A 19,276-nucleotide genomic window follows, 5' to 3' on the forward strand; every position below is an offset into this window, starting at 1 on the left:
TTACGCTCCCTTCTGACGGACGGTGCGCTGTTCGATGCGCTTTTCGGACACGGTCTGGATCAGGCGGTCGACATAGACGCCCGGCGTGTGGATGTGGTCCGGGTCGATCGAGCCGACGGGGACGATCTCTTCCACCTCTACAACCGTCACCTTGCCCGCCGTGGCCATCATCGGGTTGAAGTTGCGGGCGGTCTTGCGGAACACCAGGTTGCCGCGCTCGTCGGCCTTCCACGCCTTGACGATGGCCAGGTCGGCGACCAGGCCGGTTTCCATCACATAGTCGCGGCCGTTGAAATTGCGCACTTCCTTGCCCTCGGCGACCAGGGTGCCGACGCCCGTGGCGGTGAAGAAGGCGGGGATGCCCGCGCCGCCCGCGCGGATGCGCTCGGCCAGGGTGCCCTGGGGGTTGAACTCAAGCTGCAGCTCGCCGGCCAGATACTGGCGCTCGAACTCCTTGTTCTCGCCGACGTAGGACGAGATCATCTTGGCGATCTGGCGCGTCTCCAGCAGCTGGCCCAGGCCGAAGCCGTCGACGCCCGCGTTGTTCGAGATGACGGTCAGGCCCTTGACGCCCGAGGCTTTCAGCCCCGCGATCAGGTTTTCCGGGATGCCGCACAGGCCGAAGCCGCCGGACATGACGGTCATGCCGTCGAAAGTCAGGCCCTCCAGCGCGGACGTGACGTCAGCGTATACCTTGCGCATCGCTCTCCCTTTTTTCACCGTCTGATGAATATCGCGGTCTGTCTCGTCCCTAACCCGGCGCAAGCGCGGCGGCAAGCGGGCGAAAGGCTTAGACCCGCATGAACAGCGTTAACCTTTTCTCTCGCCTGTGGCGCGCAGGCGCTGGCGCGACGATGTTCGTCGGGTAAGAAGGCCAGACTTTCATGCAACCGGCCGGCAGGGGGACACGTGCGGGCAGGCATCAACGCATTGGCGCTGACGTTCGTGGCGGGCGTCGCCCTTGGGCTGGCGGCGACGCCGGACGGGCGCGCCTGGCTGCGCCATCCCACCCTGTTGCTGGGCGGAGCGGCGAACGCCTCGGCCAGTGCGCCGGCGCCTGTCGCGCCGCCCGCGCCGGTCCCCGCCGCCGCGCCAGCCGTGACGGTCACGCCGCTGAAGGATCGGATGGCCGAGGGCCGGCTGCGGATCGGTGTGTTCGGCGACTCCATGGCCGACGGCCTGTGGGCCGGCCTGTACCGCGACCTGCGCGACCAACCGGGCGTCACGGTGACCAAGTTCAGCGAGGTGTCCACCGGCCTGACCCGCTACGACTATGTCGATATCGGCGCCAAGACCGCACGCCAGCTGGACGAACAGCCGGTGGATGCGGCGGTCATCCTGTTCGGGACCAACGACGCCCAGACGCTCAGTCTGGACGGGGAACTGCATCCCTTTGGTTCTGACGCGTGGAAGGCGGCCTATGGTCGGCGTGTGGATGATCTGGTCGCCCTGCTGCGGTCGCGGGACGTGGCGGTCTATTGGGTCGGCCTGCCGCGCATGAAGCGCGAGAGCTTCGACGCCCGGATGGCCGTCATCAACGGGGTGGTCGAGGCGCGGATGACGGCGCTGGCCGTGCCCTATCTGGCGACCGAAACCCTGACCTCCGACCCCCAAGGTCGATACGACGCCTATCTGACCACCGAGGCGGGACGGCGTCGCCTGATGCGGGCCGACGACGGTATTCACATGTCGATGGCGGGCTATCAGCGGATCAGCGCGCCGGTGGCCGAACGTCTGATGCGCGACGCCGGTATGGCCGCCGGGGCCGCCGGCTGAGGTGCGGGCGGGGGCGCTCCTTGTCGCTGGACTGCTGGCCCTGAGCGGGCCGGTCCGGGCCCAAACGCCTTATGTGGCCCTGTCGCCGCCGTCACCCGGTCACAGCCTGTGCCCGGGCGGATTGTGTGACACCGGAACACTGGCGGGCCTGTTCGAGGCGCTGGCGGCGGTCGAGGCGGGTGAGCAGACGCGGCCCGTCCACATCCTGCAACTGGGCGACAGCCATACGGCGGGCGACCGCATCACCGGCGCCGTCAGGGCGGCGTTGCAGGCCCGGTTCGGACGCGGTGGGCCGGGCGTATTGCCGCCGGGGCCGCTCTATTCCGGCTATCGCCCGTTGCAGGTGGAGATGACGGTCGAGGGCTGGTCAGTTCAGACCGCCCCCTTGAGCGCATCGGGCGCCGTCAGCGGTTTCGGCTTGACCGGCGCCCGCGCGGTCGTGGCGCCGGGGCGGTCGCTGACGCTGCGGCTGGAGGGGCCGGCGCAATCCCGCACGATGGGACTGTGCGCCGATGTCGGCCCCGGCGTCGGCGCGGTGTCCGTACGAACGTCCGAAAGCGTGCAGATCGCCGATTTCGCAGCGCCCGAGCCGGGCGTGGCCTGTCGTGAGGTGGTGCTGTCGCAGCCCGTGGACGAGGTGACGCTGACGGGCGAGCAGGGCGTGACGACCCTGCACGACATTCGACTGACGGCCGTGTCGGGTGGCGTGGCCGTGTCCGGCCTAGGCGTGGTCGGGGCGACGCTGAACGATCTGGCGCAGCGGGACCCGGCGCTGACGGCGCTGCAACTGGCGGCATGGCGGCCGGACCTGATCATCCTGGCCTTCGGGACCAATGACGGCTTTGACGCCCAACTGACGGCGCAGGGGTATGAGGTCCTGCTGCGCGGCCAGATCGCGCGGCTGCGGGCGTTGTCGCCGGGCACGGCGCTGATGATCCTGGGCGCGCCGGACGCGCTGAAGTCGGGCTTGAACGGCTGCGGCGCCGGGCGCGGGGCGCCGCCGGGTCTGGCGATGGTCCGGGACGTGCAGCGCCGGGTCGCCGCCGACACGGGTGTGGCGTTCTGGGACTGGCATGGACGAATGGGGGGTGACTGCGCGGCCGAGCGACTGGCGACCCTGTCCGAGCCGATGATGCGGCCGGACCGGGTGCATTTCACCGCCACCGGCGCCGACTGGATCGGCGGTATGCTGGCCGATGACCTGATGACCGCCTTCGACGCCTGGAAGGGGGCGCGCTGATGCTGTTCCCGACCCTGGCCTTCGGCGTCTTCTTCCTGATCGTCTATGTTATCAGCTGGTCGCTGGATCGCGAGAACGAGCGCCGCAAGCTGTTCCTGCTGTTGGCCAGCTGGTTCTTCTACGCCCAGTGGGACTGGCGGTTCGTCGGCCTGCTTATCGCCTCGGCGGTGCTGAACTGGGGCGTCGCGGCCCTGGTGGTGCGCCGGCCCGAGGGGACGGGGCGCAAATGGCTGGTGGGGCTGGGCGTCGCGGCCAACCTGCTGATCCTGGGCGTGTTCAAATACTATGGCTTCTTCGTCGAACAGGCGGTGGAGCTGCTGGCTCGGTTCGGATGGGAGCGGGACTTGCCGCTGCTGCAGGTGGTGCTGCCGGTGGGGATCAGCTTCTTCACCTTCCAGGGCATCAGCTATCTGGTCGATGTCCATCGCGGTAAGACGCCGCCGGCGCGCAGCCTGCTGGACGTCATGCTGCTGATGAGCTTCTTCCCGCATCTGGTCGCCGGGCCGATCGTGCGGGCGTCGGACCTGTTGCCCCAGTTCGCGCGCACACCCCGCCTGACGCGCGAGATGGCGACCCACGGCCTGCTGCTGATCGTCTGGGGCCTGTTCAAGAAGACGATCATCGCGGCCGAGCTGGCGACCCGGCTGGTGGATCCGGTCTTCTTCGACCCGTCGGCCTATAGTGCGCTGGACATCGCGGCGGCGACCTATGGCTATGCGGTCCAGATCTATTGCGACTTCTCGGCCTATTCGGACATGGCCATCGGGATTGCGGCGCTGCTGGGCTATTCATTCCCGCGCAATTTCGACCAGCCGTACCGCGCCGGGTCGATGCAGCAGTTCTGGCGCCGCTGGCACATCAGCCTGTCCAGCTGGCTGCGCGACTATCTGTATGTGCCGCTGGGCGGGGGGCGTAAGGGGCTGGTCGCTTCCTGCGTCAATGTGATGATCACCATGCTGCTGGGCGGCCTGTGGCACGGCGCGGCCTGGACCTTCGTCGCCTGGGGCGCGCTGCACGGTGGGGCGCAGGTGGTCGAGCGGGTCGGCCGTACGGTGCTGGGCGAGCGGCGGGCCATGCCCGCCTGGCTGGGCGTGCTGGTGACCTTCCATGTGGTCTGTCTGGGCTGGATTCTGTTCCGGGCCGAGACCTTCGGCCTGGCGATGCAGATGCTTCAGGGGCTGGGGCGGATCGGGCCGGTGGCGGTGGTCACGCCCTTCCTGCTGGGGCTGATCGTGATCGGCCTGGGCATGCACTGGCTGCCGCCGCGCGCGGTCGAGGGGCTGGCCGCGCGGTTGAAACCGGCGCATTCGGTGGTCCTGGGCCTGATGCTGGGTGCGGCCTTCCTGGTGGTCGAGGCGATGCGGCCCGAGGGCGTGGCGCCCTTCATCTATTTCCAGTTCTGACGGGGAGGGAGGCGACCATGAGCGATCATCACGACGACGACCCGCCGCCCGGCCCGTTCCCTACGGCGCTGACGCCCTCGCCGTTTCCGCCCCTGATGGATGTGATCCCGGACGCCCCGGTCGCGCCGCCGCCAGCCGACCCGCCCAGCGACTGGAACAATCAGGCGGACGCCCACGACCTGCCGACGGCTGGGGCGCTGGCTGCGCTGGGCCGGTTTGCGTTTCCGCCGGCGCCCCCGCTGGACGAAGACGGCGCCGCCGCGCGTGAGCGTCGCTGGACCGGGCGGGTGATCGCCTGTGTCACGGTCTTTCTGCTGATCTTCAACATCGCCGCCGTTCAGGACTGGGCGCGTCGCCAGGAGCCCGGCTGGATCACCGAGACGGTCGAGGGGCTGGCGGATGTCTGGGCCGGTCAGATGGCCAAGCTGGGGGCGGATCAGCCCCGGTGGATGATCCGCGACGCCTATGACCGCCTGCGCGACCTGCGTTTCAACACCGCGTCGGACGCGGCGGAATAGGGTCGGGAGCGGTCGAAACCGCTCCCGATACCGGTCAGGCGCCGCGCTGGGCGTCGGCCAGTTGCACCCGGGCGCGCAGCGAAGCGTCGTTCGGCAAGGCGCCGGCGATGGCGTTGAAGCGATCGACCGCCAATCCCGACTTCTCGACGGCGCCGGCCATGGCGGCCTGCTGTTCCGGCGTCGGTTGGCCGTTCTGGATCTGTTGCGACAGGGTCCGGACCTCGTCATAGGCGGCGGCGAAGCTGGTCAGCTCGGCCTCGGTCGCTTCGGCGCCGATGGTGCCGGCGGGCGAAGGGTCGGCCGCGACCACGGCGACGCGGGCGGCCAGGACGCGGTCCTGCGACACGGCCGTGGCGATGGCGTTATAGGTCGCGACATCCAGACCCGACTGCTCGACCGCTGCGGCCATCGCTGTCTGCTGCTCGGGCGTGGGCTGGCCGTTCTGGACGCCCGCCGAGACGTCGCGGATCTTGTCCATTGCGTCGGCGAATTGCTTCAGTTGCGCGTCGGTGTGGGCCGAGGCCGTGGCGGTTGCCTCAGCAGCGGCTGGTGCGGCGACGTCCTGGGCCAGGGCGGGGGTGCCGAAGAAAGCCGACGCAGCGGCGGCCATGAGAAGGGTTCGCATAGATTTACTCCTTGCGGGGGCTCCAGATTCGCAAGGTCGTCAGACGACCAGGTGACGAACACAGGTCCGCCTTATCTTCCCCCGGGCTGGAGCCGGGAGGGTGGGGGAAGAGAGATAACCCTAGCCACAGATGGCGCCGAGACAAAGGCGTGGCACAATATAGGCGTCGATTTGTCTCCTGCTGACGCCCGGCCCGCGACCGCCTATAGCAGCGCGTCCATCCATCGGAGCCCGCCGTTCGTGACCCTGCCGCCGTCGCCCGTCCAGGTCGCTGCCCTGTATCGTTTCGCGCCCATCGCCGACCGCGACGCCGTGCGGACGCGGCTGGAGACGCTGTGCGGCGACGCGGTGCGCGGCACCCTGCTGATCGCGCACGAGGGGATCAACGGCACCGTCGCCGGCCCGGCTGACGCCATCGCACGGCTGTTGGACGGCGTGCGCGCCATGCCGGGATTCGCCGATCTGGACGTAAAATATTCGACCGCCGGGGCCATGCCCTTCCTGCGGATGAAGGTGCGGTTGAAGGCCGAGATCGTGACCATGGGGGTGCCGGACATGGATCCGACGCGCGAGGTCGGGACCTATGTTTCACCTGCCGACTGGAACGCCCTGATCGCCGATCCGGACACCATCGTGATCGACACGCGCAATGATTATGAGGGCGACATCGGCGCCTTTGAGGGGGCGATCCAGCCCAACACCCGGACCTTCCGCGAGTTTCCCGACTGGTGGCGGGCCGAGGGCGCGGCGCTGATGGACCGGCCCAACCCGCCCAGGGTGGCCATGTACTGCACCGGTGGCATCCGCTGCGAAAAGGCGACCGCCTTCCTGAAGGCCGAAGGCGTGCCGGACGTTTATCACCTGCAGGGCGGGGTGCTCCGCTATCTGGAAACGATCCCGCAGGCCGAAAGCCTGTGGCGCGGCGACTGTTTCGTCTTCGACGAACGGGTAGCGGTGGGCCATGGCCTGACCGAGAGCGACCACACCCTGTGCCGGGGATGCCGCATGCCGGTCAGCCCGGAAGGGCGAGCGTCGCCCCACTATGTCGAGGGCGTCTGTTGCGACCGCTGCCACGCCGACCGCACCGAAGACCAGCGCGCCGGCTATGCCGAACGCCACCGCCAGGTCCAGATCGCCGACCGCATGGGCATCGACCACGTGGGACAGGCGGCGCGCCGGTCCGATGATGAGCCGCCTAGCCGAAGAACGCCGCGTAGACGCTGACGCTGAACGCAGCCAGCACCGCCAACGCTGACAGCGCCGCCCCGATGGCCCCGATGGCCAGGATGGCGATCAGCAGAACATCCTGGATCGGCGGGCGCTTCATCCCCCAAGCGTAGCCTTGCCGCCTCCGGGCGTCGATCCCCGCGCAGGCGTTCCGTGTCTGCCCGGAGGGGCGATGATTTCAGGGATGTCTGGGGCCGGTGGCGGAGAGGGTGTCCGCCTCCAATGCAGCTATGCCAAGCTCTGAGTAGCCTGTACTGCCGCTTACCCCCGCGCCATCCCACGCGTTCGGCTGTCTGCTCCGTATCAGATCCAGACGGTGTATCAGGTGCGCTCTGACTCGTTGCGGACGCTCAGGAGGTCCGTTTCGAGGCCAAGGCCTCATGCGACCGCGAGGGCAGGGGGGAAGGTCCGCTTCTGACTCACATCGGACATTCGAAGCGTCTCCTTCGAGAACGAAGACTTTCCTTAGTGGTCGCCGGACCAGATCTCTGCTTCTGACCGGTGCCGGTCGGAGAGCACAAGTCACCGTGAGCCTGGTCAGTGGACAGGCGGGCCGTCCAGCCGCGGGCTGAGCAGCCATCCGATGTTGCTTACAAACAGGTCTTTACCAACAGGACCCATGTCCTTGGCGCGCGTTAGCAAGGCCGAGCGCAGGGCCTTGAGCCATGGCCGCTCTTCGGCCGGTTCGTTGTCGAGCGCGTCGAGTCGTACCGCACCGAGATAGACATGAGGGCTTCGCGCTGAACAGCCGGCGGCTGGACCACCAACCAGTCCACGAAGGTGCCGACATCGATGTGCTGCAGGATGGGCGTTCGGGCCCAGATGGCGTCCGGTCCGCGGCGTTAATGAGGCGGCGACAAACGGGTCCATGTCGGTTCTGAGCTCCTCAAACCGCCCTTGCGCTTGGGCCGGTCGCCGTCGGCGGTCTCGCAACCCACGATCGGCTGTGGCTCACGCCGTGAAGTTCGGTCCGCAGCAGTTGGCGAAGGTCTGCTGCGAGCGACAGAAGCACATGTCCCCGCTGGCGCAGGCGCCGGCCAGCTCAAGGATCAGTGCGGCTCTGGCCGCGCTACGCTGTTCGCCAGCTCGGTGCCATCGCTCGCCATGCTTCTTGAGGTATTCGCCCGTGGTTCGGTCTAAATAATTGTAGTCTTCATAGGCGGCGCGATAGGCCTGCGCCGCTAGCGACGAGGTCATCCAGTGGGTCATCGTCGGTTTCGCGTCGGCCAAGACGTCATTGACATCGAAGAGCGCGTCTTGGTCTTCGATGAAGGTGACCGACGCCACCTGGAGGGGAGGCGGGGTGATGTCGACCAGGGCTCCATCCGTGGAGCGCCAGACCGCGTGGTGGATCGCCTCGATGTTGACGCCAGGCCAGGTCCACAGCGCCCAACCAAATACGATACCTCCCTGGGACGCCTCGAGATGATTTGAGACATTGTGGAAGCAACAGAGGGGCTTGGCCCAAGGGCTGGGTGCCACCGGAACGCCCACGGCGAGACGACCCGGTAGCGCTGGGAACTCCGGATAGGACCGGCCTGGATCAGCGGCCGTGGTATAGATTTTGCCGGTCGCGGCGGGGGTCAGGCGAAGGGGCATCTTGATCCCGAAGGGCGTGGGGTGCCCGCCGCGCACCCAAGGTGGCCACGGGGGTAGCCGATGCCGCCAGAGGGCTGGTAGGCCTCAGAGGGCCGGGAGCGGAATCGGGGTCTGGATGGCCCTGAGCCTGTTCCAAAGTGCCTTCGCAAGGGCCAACCGCTCTGCGGTCGCCTTCTGCGGCTTGCGCCGTTGGGTCTCCTCCCACCAATCGGGAATGCCCGATCCCTTGAGGAAAGCCGCCGTCGCGGCGAGTTCCAATGTCACTGGATCGCTATCACAGGCCGTCGTGACCAGCCTTCTGGACCGTTCATCCACGGGACCTTGGTAGGGCGTGGTGAAGATCGAGAAGGTGCCACCCCATTGGGCCACGACCTCATCCTCGATGATCAACTGGTCCAGGACAGCGTCCTTGGTCGCCGAGGCCACATCCTCGGAATAAGGCCCGTAGAAATGGTAGGTGTAGGAGAAGTCAGGGCTGAGACCAGCGATCTTGAGGATATAGGCCGTTTTCTGCAAACGGGTCTTACCCACCAGCCGGCCGCCGGCGGCGGCGATCACGTCCCGGACGGCGTTCTCATAATCGGTCATGTGCGTGCCTCGTCTATCAATTCTTGCACTAGGGTCTTGGCCGCGTCGTCATCGGGAGACACGTACATCCGGTATCCATGGAAAGGCTGCATCGCCCTGACGACATCGGACACTGCGGCGAGATCCGTGGGAACATCATTCGCCAGGATGTGGATGCGTTCAATGCCGCCCTTCGTCGTCTCATAGCCACGCCGCTTGTATGGACTCCGCTCAAACTTATCGATCAGGATTCGGTGAACCAAAGATTGATCGTTGCCTACCTTCTCGTTCCAGAGGCGCTTGAACTTGAGCATCCTCTGTTCGATCTCCACTCCTGCATCCACCCGACCATTTCCCAGGGCGCTTCGGACGTCGATCGCCTTGCAGAGCGTGCGGGTCCGCAGCCTTTGCGCCGATTCGGCGATGATCGGGTCGGTAGACTGGGCCAGCTGGGCCAACGAACCCCACACGACAGAATCGTCCAGGTCTGCGTAGTTCGCGATCGCGCTGCCATCGCGGATGAACCGGACCAGCGGGTGGGTTGCGCTCAGCCCCGTCTGATCGACCCCGCCTTCCTCGATCCTCGACTTCAAACCACGTAGCAGCAAGGAGAAGACCTTCTCCGCACCTCGCGTCGTCTTGTGGAAATAGACGGCTGGATAGAGGTGGAACAGCGACAGGACATAGCTCTCCCCTGCCCACAACGCCTTGGGTCCCAGCACGAAGGTGGAGACCTCGGCGAACTGCTGGTCGTCAGAACCGATCTCGATCTTGCGGACCTCCAGGTTCCGGACCAACCAAGTGAAGTCGATCCCCCCGAGTTGTGTCCCGCTCATCATCCGGTCACGGCGCATGTAGTCGAGCCGGTCGGCATCAAACTGGCTCGATACGACCGACGAATAGACGTCCGGTGATGTCTCGCTGGTGAATACCGAAGCAACTTCCTCCCCGAAGCCGGCCCTGTAGCTGTTGAGTCTCTCGTAGACCGCGGTCTCTCGGATGAACCGCAAGGTCCATTCCTCGTGCTTGGCCACCCGGCCGAGCGCGTCCTCGAACGCATGGCTGAAAGGCCCGTGTCCCAGGTCATGGATGAGCGCCGCGGCGATCGCCACGTCCGCCCGATCGGAATTGAATTCTAGGCCAAGCTTCTCCTTCAGCACCGCGCACAACAGCCTGGCCGTATGGAAGACCCCGACGCTGTGCGCGAACCGTGAATGGGTCGCGCCCGGGAACACGAAATCCGAGAAGCCCAGCTGCCTTATGCGACGCAACCGCTGGAACTCCGACGTCTCCAACAGGCTCCAGATCATCCGCTCGAAAGGCGAATCGGCGAACTCGATCAAGTCGTGGACCGGGTCTCTCAGGCGTTGAAACATTTCGATCCGATTCGCGTCCTGCGGGTGGTTCACGATAGCTCATCTCTCGCCTCTTGGTAGCAGCGAAGTTCGGCGCCGGGATCGCCTGTCGTTCATGCTTTGTTCTAATCCCGCAACTCAAGGTCCGCAAGGCTCAATCGGTCCGAAAGGGGAGGCTCTCCTTGGCGGACACGTATATATCCGCGTCATAAGCCTGACGATCGTAACCCCGCGGATAATAGGAGAACGCCTTCAGTTCGAAGTAGGCGTCGGCATCCATGTATCGGCGCGAGAGGCCAAGGCTGATGTCCTCCGCGGCCTCTGCCCCGATCGTGGCGCTGGGATGGATCCGCGTGATGCCCGTCCGGCCCGCGCTATCCGGGTCGACGACCCGTGCACCGAGGGCCTCCAGGTCCGCCACGAACGTCCCCGTCGTCGAGGGCGGGCCGAAGGCCACGACCGGTCCTACCGACACCCCCTTGATGGCATCAGCATGATCGTCTAGCCAGGCTTGTGTCTCGGCGATCGTCTCCATTGTCTCGCCGGCGTAGAGCAGGACGTTTGCCTTCACCCAGACGCCGTTCGCCTGACAGGCCCTCAGCAGTTCGGATGCGGACCGGAGGTACCTGACCGGGTCCTTGGCTTTGCGCATCGCGAGGACCTGGCTCGGCGACGCACTCTCCAGGCCAAGGTCAATCACCTTCAGTCCTGCAGCAGCCAGATGCCCGATCGTCTCGGGCTTCATCGCGTCGACCCGTGTCTCACAGCGCCACGGCGTCACGACGCCGCGAGCTGCGACCTCTTCGGCCAGACGCGCTGCCCAGCGTGGATTCGGGAGGAAAAAGGACGACTGGAGGTACGGATGGATCTCCCCGCCGCCGTATTGGGCCCTGGTTTCGGCGAGCAGGTCGGCAAGCCGTGCCGGATGACGAAGTGGCGACAATGGGATGTCCCTTTCCTCACAGAATGCGCACCCCATGCCGCAGCCCCTGGACGTCTCGATGCTGGGCTGGAATGTCAGGAAGTCCTCCACAAGCCTGTGGTCCAAACCTATATCGGGCATGGCCGGGAGGAGCGCCGTCGGGGCGGGCGCCCCGACAAGGCCGCCGATCACGGCCTCACCGAGACCTGGGACGATGACATCAGCTTCGGGCACCAACCCGTGCAGCCAAGCAGGGTCCGGGCCGGTCACCCATCTTCCGCCAATGACCAACCGTGATCGCGGATAGCGCGCGCGCAAGATGCGCGCGAACCCCTGCGTCCAGGACAGGGCGTAGAAGCTCGGCATGGACAGCATCACCGGATATCGTGATGGAAGCAGGCCTAGCCCTTCCAATCGATCGACTAGGTCCTCCGGCTCGTCATGCGCGCCGTGGAATAGGATTGCGGGCGTTCCAGCTGCCGAAAGCTGGGTCGCGAGCGTAAGTGCGCCGTAGTTGAGGTACTGCTGGCGACGCGCCAGCGCGTGGTCTCGCTTCTTGGGCGCGAGCATTCCCGCCGAGACGAACACGACGCTTTGGGGTTGCATGGGCTGTGTAACCGGGGAACTGTTGCGTTTGACAACCTCAAGTAAGGACACTCCGTGCCATTTGTAAGCTTCGAAGGCATCGATGGATGCGGGAAGACCACCCAGTTGGATCGCCTCGCCAGTCGGCTGGAGGGGGAGGGTAAGATCGTGCTCCGCACCAAGGAGCCAGGGGGTGGGGCCTTGGGTGGCGTCGTGCGGGCGATCTTCACGCGCAAGGACGCACCGCCGATGTCGCATATGGAGCAGATGCTTCTCGTCAATGCCGCCCGGTTCGACCATGTCCGCTCGGTGATCATACCGGCCTTGGCCGATGGAGCCTGGGTCCTGACGGATCGGTTCTACGATTCCACCTTCGCCTTACAGGTGTTCGAGACTGACGTCCCAACAGCCCTCTTCGAGATGCTCCGCGACGCCGTGGTCGGCGAGGTCCGACCAGACCTGACGTTCGTCCTGGACCTGCCAGCTGTGAGTGCCCACGAACGCCGAGGCGGCCGACCGTCGGATGATCCCCTCGAGCAGCACCGGGATTTCGAGCGCATTCGCCGGGGGTTCCGTGCTGCCGCGGCCAGCGACCCGGCGCGGTGCAGGCTGATCGACGCCAGTGGTTCAGAGGAAGTGGTCGGAGCGGCGATACACCGCGAGCTTTGGACGCGGTTCTCGGACGGCCGGGGATGAAAGCGGAGGCGTTGCGTCCGCTGTCGATGTCCGGCGTGCTCGGATCAATGCACCGGTCCTCGGCCCCCTTTGATCGCGGGGGCGATGCCCAACAGCTGGTGACTAGGAACAGCGATTGCAGCCTACGTTGGCAGTGGGTGGGCCCTCCGGCTGGGAACGGGACCAGATCAGTACCATTTTAGGCGGCCGGCCGTGATACCTCCAGCAAGCGCCAGCTGGGCACGTGGGCGGTCATCAGAGCTTTAAATAACCGGCCATGGTTCGGCACACGCAAGTGAAGAAGTTCATGCGCGATGACGAAATCCTGAAAGCTTTCCGGTTGGTCGAGAAGATCGAACGCGAGTGTAATGGTACCCATTCTAGAGCATGAACCCCACTTGCGTCTCATCGGCTGGATTCGGATAAGACGAGGGTTGACCCTAAGTGTGATTGCCCATCGGGCGACCCGCTGCTTGAGCGCATCTTGTTCTGATAAATATTTCGCCATAATAAAGTTATTGGCTCAGTACGTTGACGATAATGAGATCCACAAGGTGAGCGCGGGCTTCGTTTGGAAGGCTGATCAGGGGTCGATATAGCGAGGCGCGAAGCTGCCGCTGTTCGTCAGGGTTGACCTGCGCGTTCGGGAACCGCGCCAAAAGCTTTTCGATCTCCTTGGCGAGTTCGAGCGCATCTAACCCACTTTTCTTCATCGCCGGGTTGTCTTGAAGCGCCCAGAATGCAGCGAACGCCTTTGGAGTAAGCCCGGTATCTTTCGCGGCCTGTGAAGCCGCGTCTTTCTCCACCGCGAGCGCGGCGAGTAGATCCATCGCAGCAAGTCCGGTGGTGTTCCGGTTCTCCAAGTCTTTGAGGATACGTTCGGCACGATCCTTAAGCGGCTGGAGCACTGGCGCGGCGTCGGCGCTTTCGTCGATCTCCTTCTGCAAGCCGCGGACAAGATTGAACACTTTGCCTTCGTCAGAGCCTTTGTCTAAACGAAGGGTTTCAAGCGTTTTGACATCAAAGGTGACGCTTTTGGTCAAAAGGCCGAGGCCGTCCTGCGTGGCGTTCTGTTCGACGAGCTGGCGCGTTTTGTAGGCAAGATCCGCCACAAACCCGATCTTGTCAGCATAGGCATTACGCACCGTGGCGTAGAGCTGCGCCAGCCGCTTGAAGGTGCCGATGTGGTCGACGAGCTCTTTGGACGGCGACAGGATTTCCCAGAGATTTTCGATATCCTTGTAAGCCTCGAAGAACGCCTTTCGCGGTTCTGGCTGTAGGAATCGACCATAGACGAGACGTTCGAGCCGTTCGTCAGCGTCACCCCCTTCGCCGGCATCGAGATAATCGACCGAAGCCTTCGCGATCTTTTCGAGAAAGTCCTTCATCAGGAGATCGAGATCCTCGATCACCCCATCAACATCCGAAGAGTCGAACTGCAAGGCCTTCTTAAGTTCGCGCAACACGCCGACAAAATCGATGACCAAGCCGACCTGCTTGCGAATGCCTTCCTTGTCGACGTACGGCCTGTTCACACGGGCGACCGCTTGAAGCAGGACGTGATCTCGCATCGGCTTGTCGAGGTACAGGCAATAGAGCAGCGGAGCGTCGTAGCCGGTGAGCAGCTTGTCTGTAACAATCAGGATTTTTGGTTCCTTGTCGGCCTTCTTGAACAGAAGGCGGACATCTTCTTCGCGTTCATCACTCAGTTGCAGTTGGGCGACCAGCGGTCGATCTACGACGTCGGCCGCGTTCTCGGTATATACGGCCTCGGTCCATTCCGGCGGCAACAGCTTGTCGAGCGCCTGTTTGTATTTGGCGCAGGCCTCGCGATCGACCGCGACCACAAACGCCTTGTAGCCGAGCGGCAACACGTTTTCTCTGAAGTGTTCGGCTACAAACGCCGCTACCTTTGCGACGCGATCGTCCGCTTTCAGGAAGGCGCGCAGACCCACCGCCCGGTCCAGAACCTTGTTCAGCTCATCGATATCCGTCACGCCTTCAGCGGCGGCGAGTTCGAAGAATTCTTTGTCTAGCCGGTCAACGGGCACCGTCATCTCGCTTGGTGCCAGGACATGCTTGATCGGCAGAGTGGTTTCGTCGGCGATCGATTCCTTGATGGAATATTTGTCGAGGAAGCCGGCCTCGTCTTCGGTACCGAAAATCTTGAACGTGCCGGTGCCCTGTTCGGTATTGGCTATCGGCGTGCCCGTGAAGCCGATGATAGTGGCGTTCGGCACCGACGCCATGAGATAGGTGCCGAGATCCTTTGCGACTGACCGGTGCGCTTCATCGATGAACACATAAATGTTGTCGCGGATGGATGAATCCTTTCGGATCGCCTCGAACTTATGGATCATCGCGATGATCAGGCCGCGAAAGTCCGCGTCGAGAAGCTGCTGAAGCTCCGCCTTGGTGTTCGCCCGCTTGATGGCGATATCCTGGTTCTGCATCTCGCCGAGCACGCGCTCGACCCAGCCCTTCAACTGGCCTTCAAGCTCTGTTCGATCGACGACAAGGATCACCGTCCCGCTCTGGAAGCGCTCCTTCTGTTCGAGGATCAGCTTCGCGGCCGTGAGCAGCGTGAATGTCTTGCCGGAGCCTTGTGTGTGCCAGACGAGGCCGCGGTTCTTGGTGGGATCGGCACAGCGAGCGACGATCGCGTCGATGGCACGACGCTGGTGCTGGCGCAGGATCGACTTCCGCGTTTCGCCATCCTGCACATAGAACAGAATCCAGTGCTGAACCGTGCGCAAGAAATCCGTGCGCTCGAAGAACGCCTGCACAGCGAAGCGATAGGCCTCGTCCGGCGTCTGCTTCCAGCGCGCCATGTCGCGGCGAGTGGCGTTCCAAGTAACGCCATACCAATAGTCGAGCAGGTGCGTGACGTTGAAGATCTGCGGTGCGCCGATCAGTTCCGGCGTCTCGATCTCATAGCGGCGCAGTTGCTTGATGCCGCGCTCGATGGCGTCGCCGTCCTTCGGGTTCTTGTGTTCGACGATGCAGACCGGCACGCCGTTGATGAGAAACATCACGTCCGCCCTGTTGCCCTTGCGGGCAGGCGGCTTCAGCGTCCATTCCCATGAGACGTGAAACTCGTTCGCGTCTGGATTTCCGAAATCGATCAGCTGAACGCGGCGATGGCGCTTTTCGGCTTCGTCGTACCAGCCGCGTTCGCCACGCAGCCACATCAGCATTTCGCGGTTGCCATCGACCGTGGCCGGGATTGCGTCGAGCGTCTCAATGATCGAGCGCAGCGCCTCGGCCGAAAGCCAGGGATTGAACTCCGACAGCTTCGCTTCGAGTTCGTCGCGCAGCAGCATGCCCGCTTCGCCGCCGCGCTTCTGCTTGGCGACTTCGGGGGTGAGTGGTGTCCAGCCGATTTCGACGGCGTGCTTCACCATCGGAAACTGAACGGTGCCGGCTTCGCTGATCTTGAGGTCGCTCATGCGGCAACTCCTTCGAGCGAGGCCTTGCCGAGCGCCGAGAGATCGAGATCGGCCACGCGGATTTCGCCGGTCATCAGCTTGTGCAACAGGGCTTTGAAGAGGTTTTCAAGGAGCGCGCGTTTGCGCTTGTGCAGGTCGATCTTACGGTCGAGCGCATTGAGGATTTCAACGATTTCATCCGCTTCGGTCGGATCGGACGGGCACGGGACTCTGAACGTCTCGATGTCGTCGAGGTTCAGCGTCATTGTGCCGTGAGCCGAGGGCACAATCCGAGAAAGCAGGCGGTCCTTGGCGCAGTGGATCGCGGAGCGAATGTAAGTGCCTGAGAACTCACCGCGAGAGACGAGGGCCTTCAAATCCTGATTGAACGCCATTGGGCGTGAAATCACCGCTACCGGCAGATCCTTCGCCAGGCCCATGCCACGAACTAGGATAAGCACAGCGTCCGTAGGCGCGATGCGACTTCCAGCTTCTGCTCCCTCTCGGCTCACATGATCGATGGTGTCATGCAGAGTTGGGACTTTCAGGTCTTTACCCGAAGCCCAGGGGATTTCACCGATCCAGTAGTCGGCGACGGACTTTCGCGGCGTTCCACCGCTCTGAATTTCGCAAAGATCAACAATTGGCCGAGCTTGCCAGTTCTCCGGCATGGTGCCGATTTCGGTTTCCTTCTGTGGCTCCCCGCGTAGCCCTCGCGCGAATAACTCTCGCATCGCCGCGCGCTTGAGCTTCCAGGATGCCCGCTCGCAATGGGCTTCCAGAGCCGATGCCCGCTGAATTGCTTCAAGGGCATCTGCGATTGCGAGCTGATCTTTCGGGTCAATCGCCGGGATGGGCAAATCAAGCAATACGTTTTCAGGCACACGTTTGCGGCCGGTTGATCCTTCCATCCGTTCCGTAACGTAGTGACGGACATCAGGGTGAAGCAAATAGAAGAACAGAAGTCGCGGGTCGTGTTGATCGGAGCGCGGATGAAGAGGGATCACTTCTGTCGTTGCGTATCCAAACGGGGCGGCCAGTTCTTGCACCAGAGCCTGCTTCCCGTTTTCGAACGACGGCGTAATCTTTCCAACGAGCACGTCTCCGCGCTCGAAGTAAGTACCGCTCGCAATCTCATCAGGGGCCTTCATCGTGAAGGCAGGCAAATAGCTGCCATCCTGCGGAATGGCTTCCATTGCTGCGAACGGAATTATCGGAAAAGTCGCCCGGCCAAGTCCACGCTGCTTCTTCGTCACTTCATAGCCGTCGCCGACACGAGACCAATGCCGATCCCCGCCAAGTTGCGTATCAAGCAGGCTCATCGATCAGCCCCGCAAGCAGCTTGGAGATTGTTACCGAAAGGCGATGCGTTTCTTTGTCGAGTTCGCTCAGTTCACGGACAAGCGCACTGACCGATCCGACCTCAGTGGAGCTGGACTGCCCAACCCATCGGCTCGGGCTTAGATTGTAGTCGGCCCCTTCGGCCTGTTGACGTGTGATGACAGCAATCTCCGCCTCGACAGGCTCGCCTTTGAGATATGCAGCTGCGAGCGGACGGATGGCCTCCTCAGGCATGTAGTTTTTTGGCTTGCCTTTCTTTAGCCGCTTGCTGGCGTTCAGCAGGACAATCTTGTCCTTGCGCGTTGCAGGCTTGCGTTTGTTCAGCACCACGATCACGCCGGCGGCGTTGGTGTTGTAGAAGAGGTTATCCGGTAGCAGGATCACGCCGTCGATCAGATCGTGATCGACGAACCATTTTCGGATGTTGCGCTCCTTGTCCTCATTCTTCGACCCAGAGCCGCGCGTGACCGCGCCGGTATCGAGAACCACCGCCGCGCGGCCGTGATCGTTGAGGCAGGCAAGGGTGTGCTGAAGCCAGGCCCAGTCGCCCTTGCCGGTGGTCACGCCGCCGGTGGTGCGGAAGCGATCGAACGGATCGTTGGAAAACACATCCGGCGCGAAGGGCTGGTTCCACATCGGATTGGCGACGACGATATCGTGGCCGCGCACCTTGCCCTCGTTGGTGCGGAATTTCGGGTTGATCATCGTATCGCCGCGCGCGATCTCGATCTCCATGTCGTGGATGATGCCGTTCATCTGCGCGACGGCGTAGCTCTCGGCCTGAAGTTCTTGACCGGTGAGCTTCAAAGGCACCTTGGCGGTAGGATCAAGTTCGCGGGCCACGAGTTGCAGCTTCACCAACAGCCCGGCCGATCCGCAGGCATAGTCATGGCAATCCTCGCCGGGACGGGGCCGCATGATATGCGCCATCAGGAAACCGACTTCCGTCGGGGTGAAGAACTCGCCCGCGCTCTGGCCCGAGCCTTCCGCGAACTTCCTCAGCAGATACTCATAGGCGCGCCCGAGGAAGTCAGGCTGCACATCGGCTAAGCCCAGCCTATAGCGCGGATCTGAAAACGTCTCGACCACGAGGCGGAGCTTCGCCGGGTTGATATCGCGCTCGCCATTCCGCTCGGCGGCGAAGTCCACCACATCGATCACGCCGGACAGCATGGGGTTTTGCTTGACCACCGCGCGCACTGCCTTGGTTAGGTGCTCGCCGATGTCCCTAGGCTTCGTGCTCTGCCCCTTGTCGTCCAGTGGCCACTCGATGGCTTCGCGCCCGCTGATTGCGCCCCATCGCGCTTCCGGCGGCATATAGAAACGCAGGAGCGAGTGATCGCCCTCGGCGATGTCGAGTGCCGTACCGCGATCGCCGTAGTCCTCCGCAAGGCGCGCGATTTCATCGTCAAAGACATCCGACAGCCGCTTCAAAAACAAGAGTGGAAGGAGATAGTCCTTGAATTTGGCGGCGTCCTTCTCCCCGCGGATCGAGCAGGCGGCGTCCCAAAGCATCTGCTCCATCGGTTTTGTAGACTGCGAAGGCCGCGCCGCGCGCCTTCGGCCTGCCACGCCGGCTGCGGCATCGCGTTCATCGATCCCATCCTCCACGGCAACATTAGCCTCAAGCGCCAGCGCTGTGATTGCCGCGCGCGCTGCTGCCTGCGGCTTGTTTGCGCCACCCTCCCACCGGTTGACCGTCGCGAAAGACACGCCAAGACGATCCGCGAGCTGCTCTTGGGTCAAATCCAGCTTCGAACGGATTGCGCGCATCACGGCTGAGAAATTTGCTATGTTTGTCATGTTTGTTATATGACAATATCGAGCTTGGCGCGGTCAAGGAGATTTTTGTGAATTTGGTTCGAGACGCAAAAATGCTGAAAGCGCAGGCTCTCAGTTCTGTCCGACGAGGGCTTTCGGCGTTCAATGCCTTCGACGATGACGGTCGGACCACGGCGCGACGTAGTGATCGCGCGAAAGACGGTACCTAATATGAAGAACGGATGCGGCCAGCT

Annotated in this window: 17 protein-coding genes; 6 read left to right on the plus strand and 11 right to left on the minus strand. The window is 63.6% G+C overall.

Annotated features, from left to right (window positions below; all coding sequences use genetic code 11):
• Positions 1-702, minus strand: coding sequence for a CoA transferase subunit A (locus EON91_RS04615; protein WP_292091931.1), 702 nt, complete (start codon positions 700-702; stop codon positions 1-3).
• A gap of 207 nt (positions 703-909) precedes the next feature.
• On the opposite strand from EON91_RS04615, the gene EON91_RS04620 reads away from it, so the two are divergent.
• The 4 genes from EON91_RS04620 (at position 910) to EON91_RS04635 (ending at position 4,937) form a co-directional block, all read left to right on the plus strand.
• A complete protein-coding gene (locus EON91_RS04620) occupies positions 910-1,776 on the plus strand; it encodes a DUF459 domain-containing protein (RefSeq protein ID WP_292091933.1) in 867 nt (288 codons plus the stop codon).
• 73 nt (positions 1,777-1,849) lie between these two features.
• Positions 1,850-3,016, plus strand: a complete 1,167-nt coding sequence (locus EON91_RS04625) for a GDSL-type esterase/lipase family protein (protein ID WP_292091935.1) — start codon at positions 1,850-1,852, stop codon at positions 3,014-3,016.
• Entirely contained in the window at positions 3,016-4,419 is a 1,404-nt protein-coding gene (locus EON91_RS04630) for an MBOAT family protein (RefSeq protein ID WP_292091936.1), read from the plus strand. The genes EON91_RS04625 and EON91_RS04630 overlap by 1 nt, the downstream gene beginning before the upstream one ends.
• A 17-nt stretch (positions 4,420-4,436) precedes the next feature.
• Entirely contained in the window at positions 4,437-4,937 is a 501-nt protein-coding gene (locus tag EON91_RS04635) for a hypothetical protein (protein WP_292091937.1), read from the plus strand.
• Between the two features lie 34 nt (positions 4,938-4,971).
• Here EON91_RS04635 and EON91_RS04640 read toward each other — a convergent pair whose 3' ends face one another.
• On the minus strand, positions 4,972-5,562 hold the full coding sequence (locus tag EON91_RS04640; RefSeq protein ID WP_292091938.1) for a DUF4168 domain-containing protein: 591 nt from the start codon (positions 5,560-5,562) through the stop codon (positions 4,972-4,974).
• Between the two features lie 240 nt (positions 5,563-5,802).
• Between EON91_RS04640 and EON91_RS04645 the strand changes: the two genes are divergently transcribed.
• Positions 5,803-6,786, plus strand: a complete 984-nt coding sequence (locus EON91_RS04645) for a rhodanese-related sulfurtransferase (RefSeq protein WP_292091939.1) — start codon at positions 5,803-5,805, stop codon at positions 6,784-6,786.
• Here the strand turns inward: EON91_RS04645 and EON91_RS04650 are convergent.
• The 5 genes from EON91_RS04650 to EON91_RS04670 form a co-directional block, all read right to left on the minus strand.
• Positions 6,758-6,889 (minus strand): hypothetical protein, encoded by a 132-nt coding sequence (locus EON91_RS04650; protein ID WP_292091940.1) that lies wholly within the window; start codon positions 6,887-6,889, stop codon positions 6,758-6,760. The two genes, EON91_RS04645 and EON91_RS04650, sit on opposite strands and share 29 nt — an antisense overlap.
• 851 nt (positions 6,890-7,740) lie before the next feature.
• A complete protein-coding gene (locus EON91_RS04655; RefSeq protein ID WP_292091941.1) occupies positions 7,741-8,388 on the minus strand; it encodes a hypothetical protein in 648 nt (215 codons plus the stop codon).
• An 84-nt stretch (positions 8,389-8,472) separates the two neighbouring features.
• Complete coding sequence (locus EON91_RS04660; RefSeq protein WP_292091942.1) at positions 8,473-8,976, minus strand: hypothetical protein; 504 nt, start codon at positions 8,974-8,976, stop codon at positions 8,473-8,475.
• The gene (locus tag EON91_RS04665) at positions 8,973-10,364 is read right to left on the minus strand and encodes an HD domain-containing protein (RefSeq protein WP_292091944.1); all 1,392 of its coding nucleotides are present in this window, start codon (positions 10,362-10,364) and stop codon (positions 8,973-8,975) included. Before EON91_RS04665 ends, EON91_RS04660 begins: the two co-directional genes overlap by 4 nt.
• Before the next feature lie 100 nt (positions 10,365-10,464).
• Complete coding sequence (locus tag EON91_RS04670; RefSeq protein WP_292091945.1) at positions 10,465-11,802, minus strand: radical SAM protein; 1,338 nt, start codon at positions 11,800-11,802, stop codon at positions 10,465-10,467.
• A 90-nt stretch (positions 11,803-11,892) separates the two neighbouring features.
• On the opposite strand from EON91_RS04670, the gene tmk reads away from it, so the two are divergent.
• Positions 11,893-12,513: a dTMP kinase gene (tmk, locus tag EON91_RS04675; RefSeq protein ID WP_292091947.1), complete on the plus strand. Its 621-nt coding sequence runs from the start codon at positions 11,893-11,895 to the stop codon at positions 12,511-12,513.
• Positions 12,514-12,691: 178 nt separating this feature from the next.
• Here the strand turns inward: tmk and EON91_RS04680 are convergent, their stop codons facing one another.
• Genes EON91_RS04680 through EON91_RS04695 form a run of 4 tightly spaced genes read right to left on the minus strand, consistent with a single transcriptional unit; the run spans position 12,692 to position 19,064 of the window.
• Positions 12,692-13,000 carry a M48 family metallopeptidase gene (locus EON91_RS04680; protein WP_292091949.1) on the minus strand — a complete coding sequence of 103 codons (309 nt, stop codon included), beginning with the start codon at positions 12,998-13,000 and terminating at the stop codon, positions 12,692-12,694.
• Between the two features lie 7 nt (positions 13,001-13,007).
• Positions 13,008-15,941, minus strand: a complete 2,934-nt coding sequence (locus EON91_RS04685) for an HsdR family type I site-specific deoxyribonuclease (RefSeq protein WP_292091952.1) — start codon at positions 15,939-15,941, stop codon at positions 13,008-13,010.
• Positions 15,938-17,242, minus strand: a complete 1,305-nt coding sequence (locus EON91_RS04690; protein ID WP_292091954.1) for a restriction endonuclease subunit S — start codon at positions 17,240-17,242, stop codon at positions 15,938-15,940. The genes EON91_RS04685 and EON91_RS04690 overlap by 4 nt, the downstream gene beginning before the upstream one ends.
• On the minus strand, positions 17,229-19,064 hold the full coding sequence (locus EON91_RS04695) for an N-6 DNA methylase (RefSeq protein WP_366250163.1): 1,836 nt from the start codon (positions 19,062-19,064) through the stop codon (positions 17,229-17,231). The genes EON91_RS04690 and EON91_RS04695 overlap by 14 nt, the downstream gene beginning before the upstream one ends.
• Positions 19,065-19,276 lie beyond the last annotated feature (212 nt).

Origin of the sequence: Brevundimonas sp. (genome assembly GCF_004210735.1) — a bacterium.
Classification (GTDB): domain Bacteria; phylum Pseudomonadota; class Alphaproteobacteria; order Caulobacterales; family Caulobacteraceae; genus Brevundimonas.

Coding starts and splice junctions, on each gene's coding strand:
- EON91_RS04685 (WP_292091952.1), bottom strand. CDS start 15,941: ATGAGCGACCTCAAGATCAGCGAAGCCGGCACCGTTCAGTTTCCGATG.
- EON91_RS04695 (WP_366250163.1), bottom strand. CDS start 19,064: ATGACAAACATAGCAAATTTCTCAGCCGTGATGCGCGCAATCCGTTCG.
- EON91_RS04615 (WP_292091931.1), bottom strand. CDS start 702: ATGCGCAAGGTATACGCTGACGTCACGTCCGCGCTGGAGGGCCTGACT.
- EON91_RS04635 (WP_292091937.1), top strand. CDS start 4,437: ATGAGCGATCATCACGACGACGACCCGCCGCCCGGCCCGTTCCCTACG.
- EON91_RS04630 (WP_292091936.1), top strand. CDS start 3,016: ATGCTGTTCCCGACCCTGGCCTTCGGCGTCTTCTTCCTGATCGTCTAT.
- EON91_RS04650 (WP_292091940.1), bottom strand. CDS start 6,889: ATGAAGCGCCCGCCGATCCAGGATGTTCTGCTGATCGCCATCCTGGCC.
- EON91_RS04640 (WP_292091938.1), bottom strand. CDS start 5,562: ATGCGAACCCTTCTCATGGCCGCCGCTGCGTCGGCTTTCTTCGGCACC.
- EON91_RS04680 (WP_292091949.1), bottom strand. CDS start 13,000: ATGGCGAAATATTTATCAGAACAAGATGCGCTCAAGCAGCGGGTCGCC.
- EON91_RS04670 (WP_292091945.1), bottom strand. CDS start 11,802: ATGCTCGCGCCCAAGAAGCGAGACCACGCGCTGGCGCGTCGCCAGCAG.
- EON91_RS04655 (WP_292091941.1), bottom strand. CDS start 8,388: ATGCCCCTTCGCCTGACCCCCGCCGCGACCGGCAAAATCTATACCACG.
- EON91_RS04690 (WP_292091954.1), bottom strand. CDS start 17,242: ATGAGCCTGCTTGATACGCAACTTGGCGGGGATCGGCATTGGTCTCGT.
- EON91_RS04660 (WP_292091942.1), bottom strand. CDS start 8,976: ATGACCGATTATGAGAACGCCGTCCGGGACGTGATCGCCGCCGCCGGC.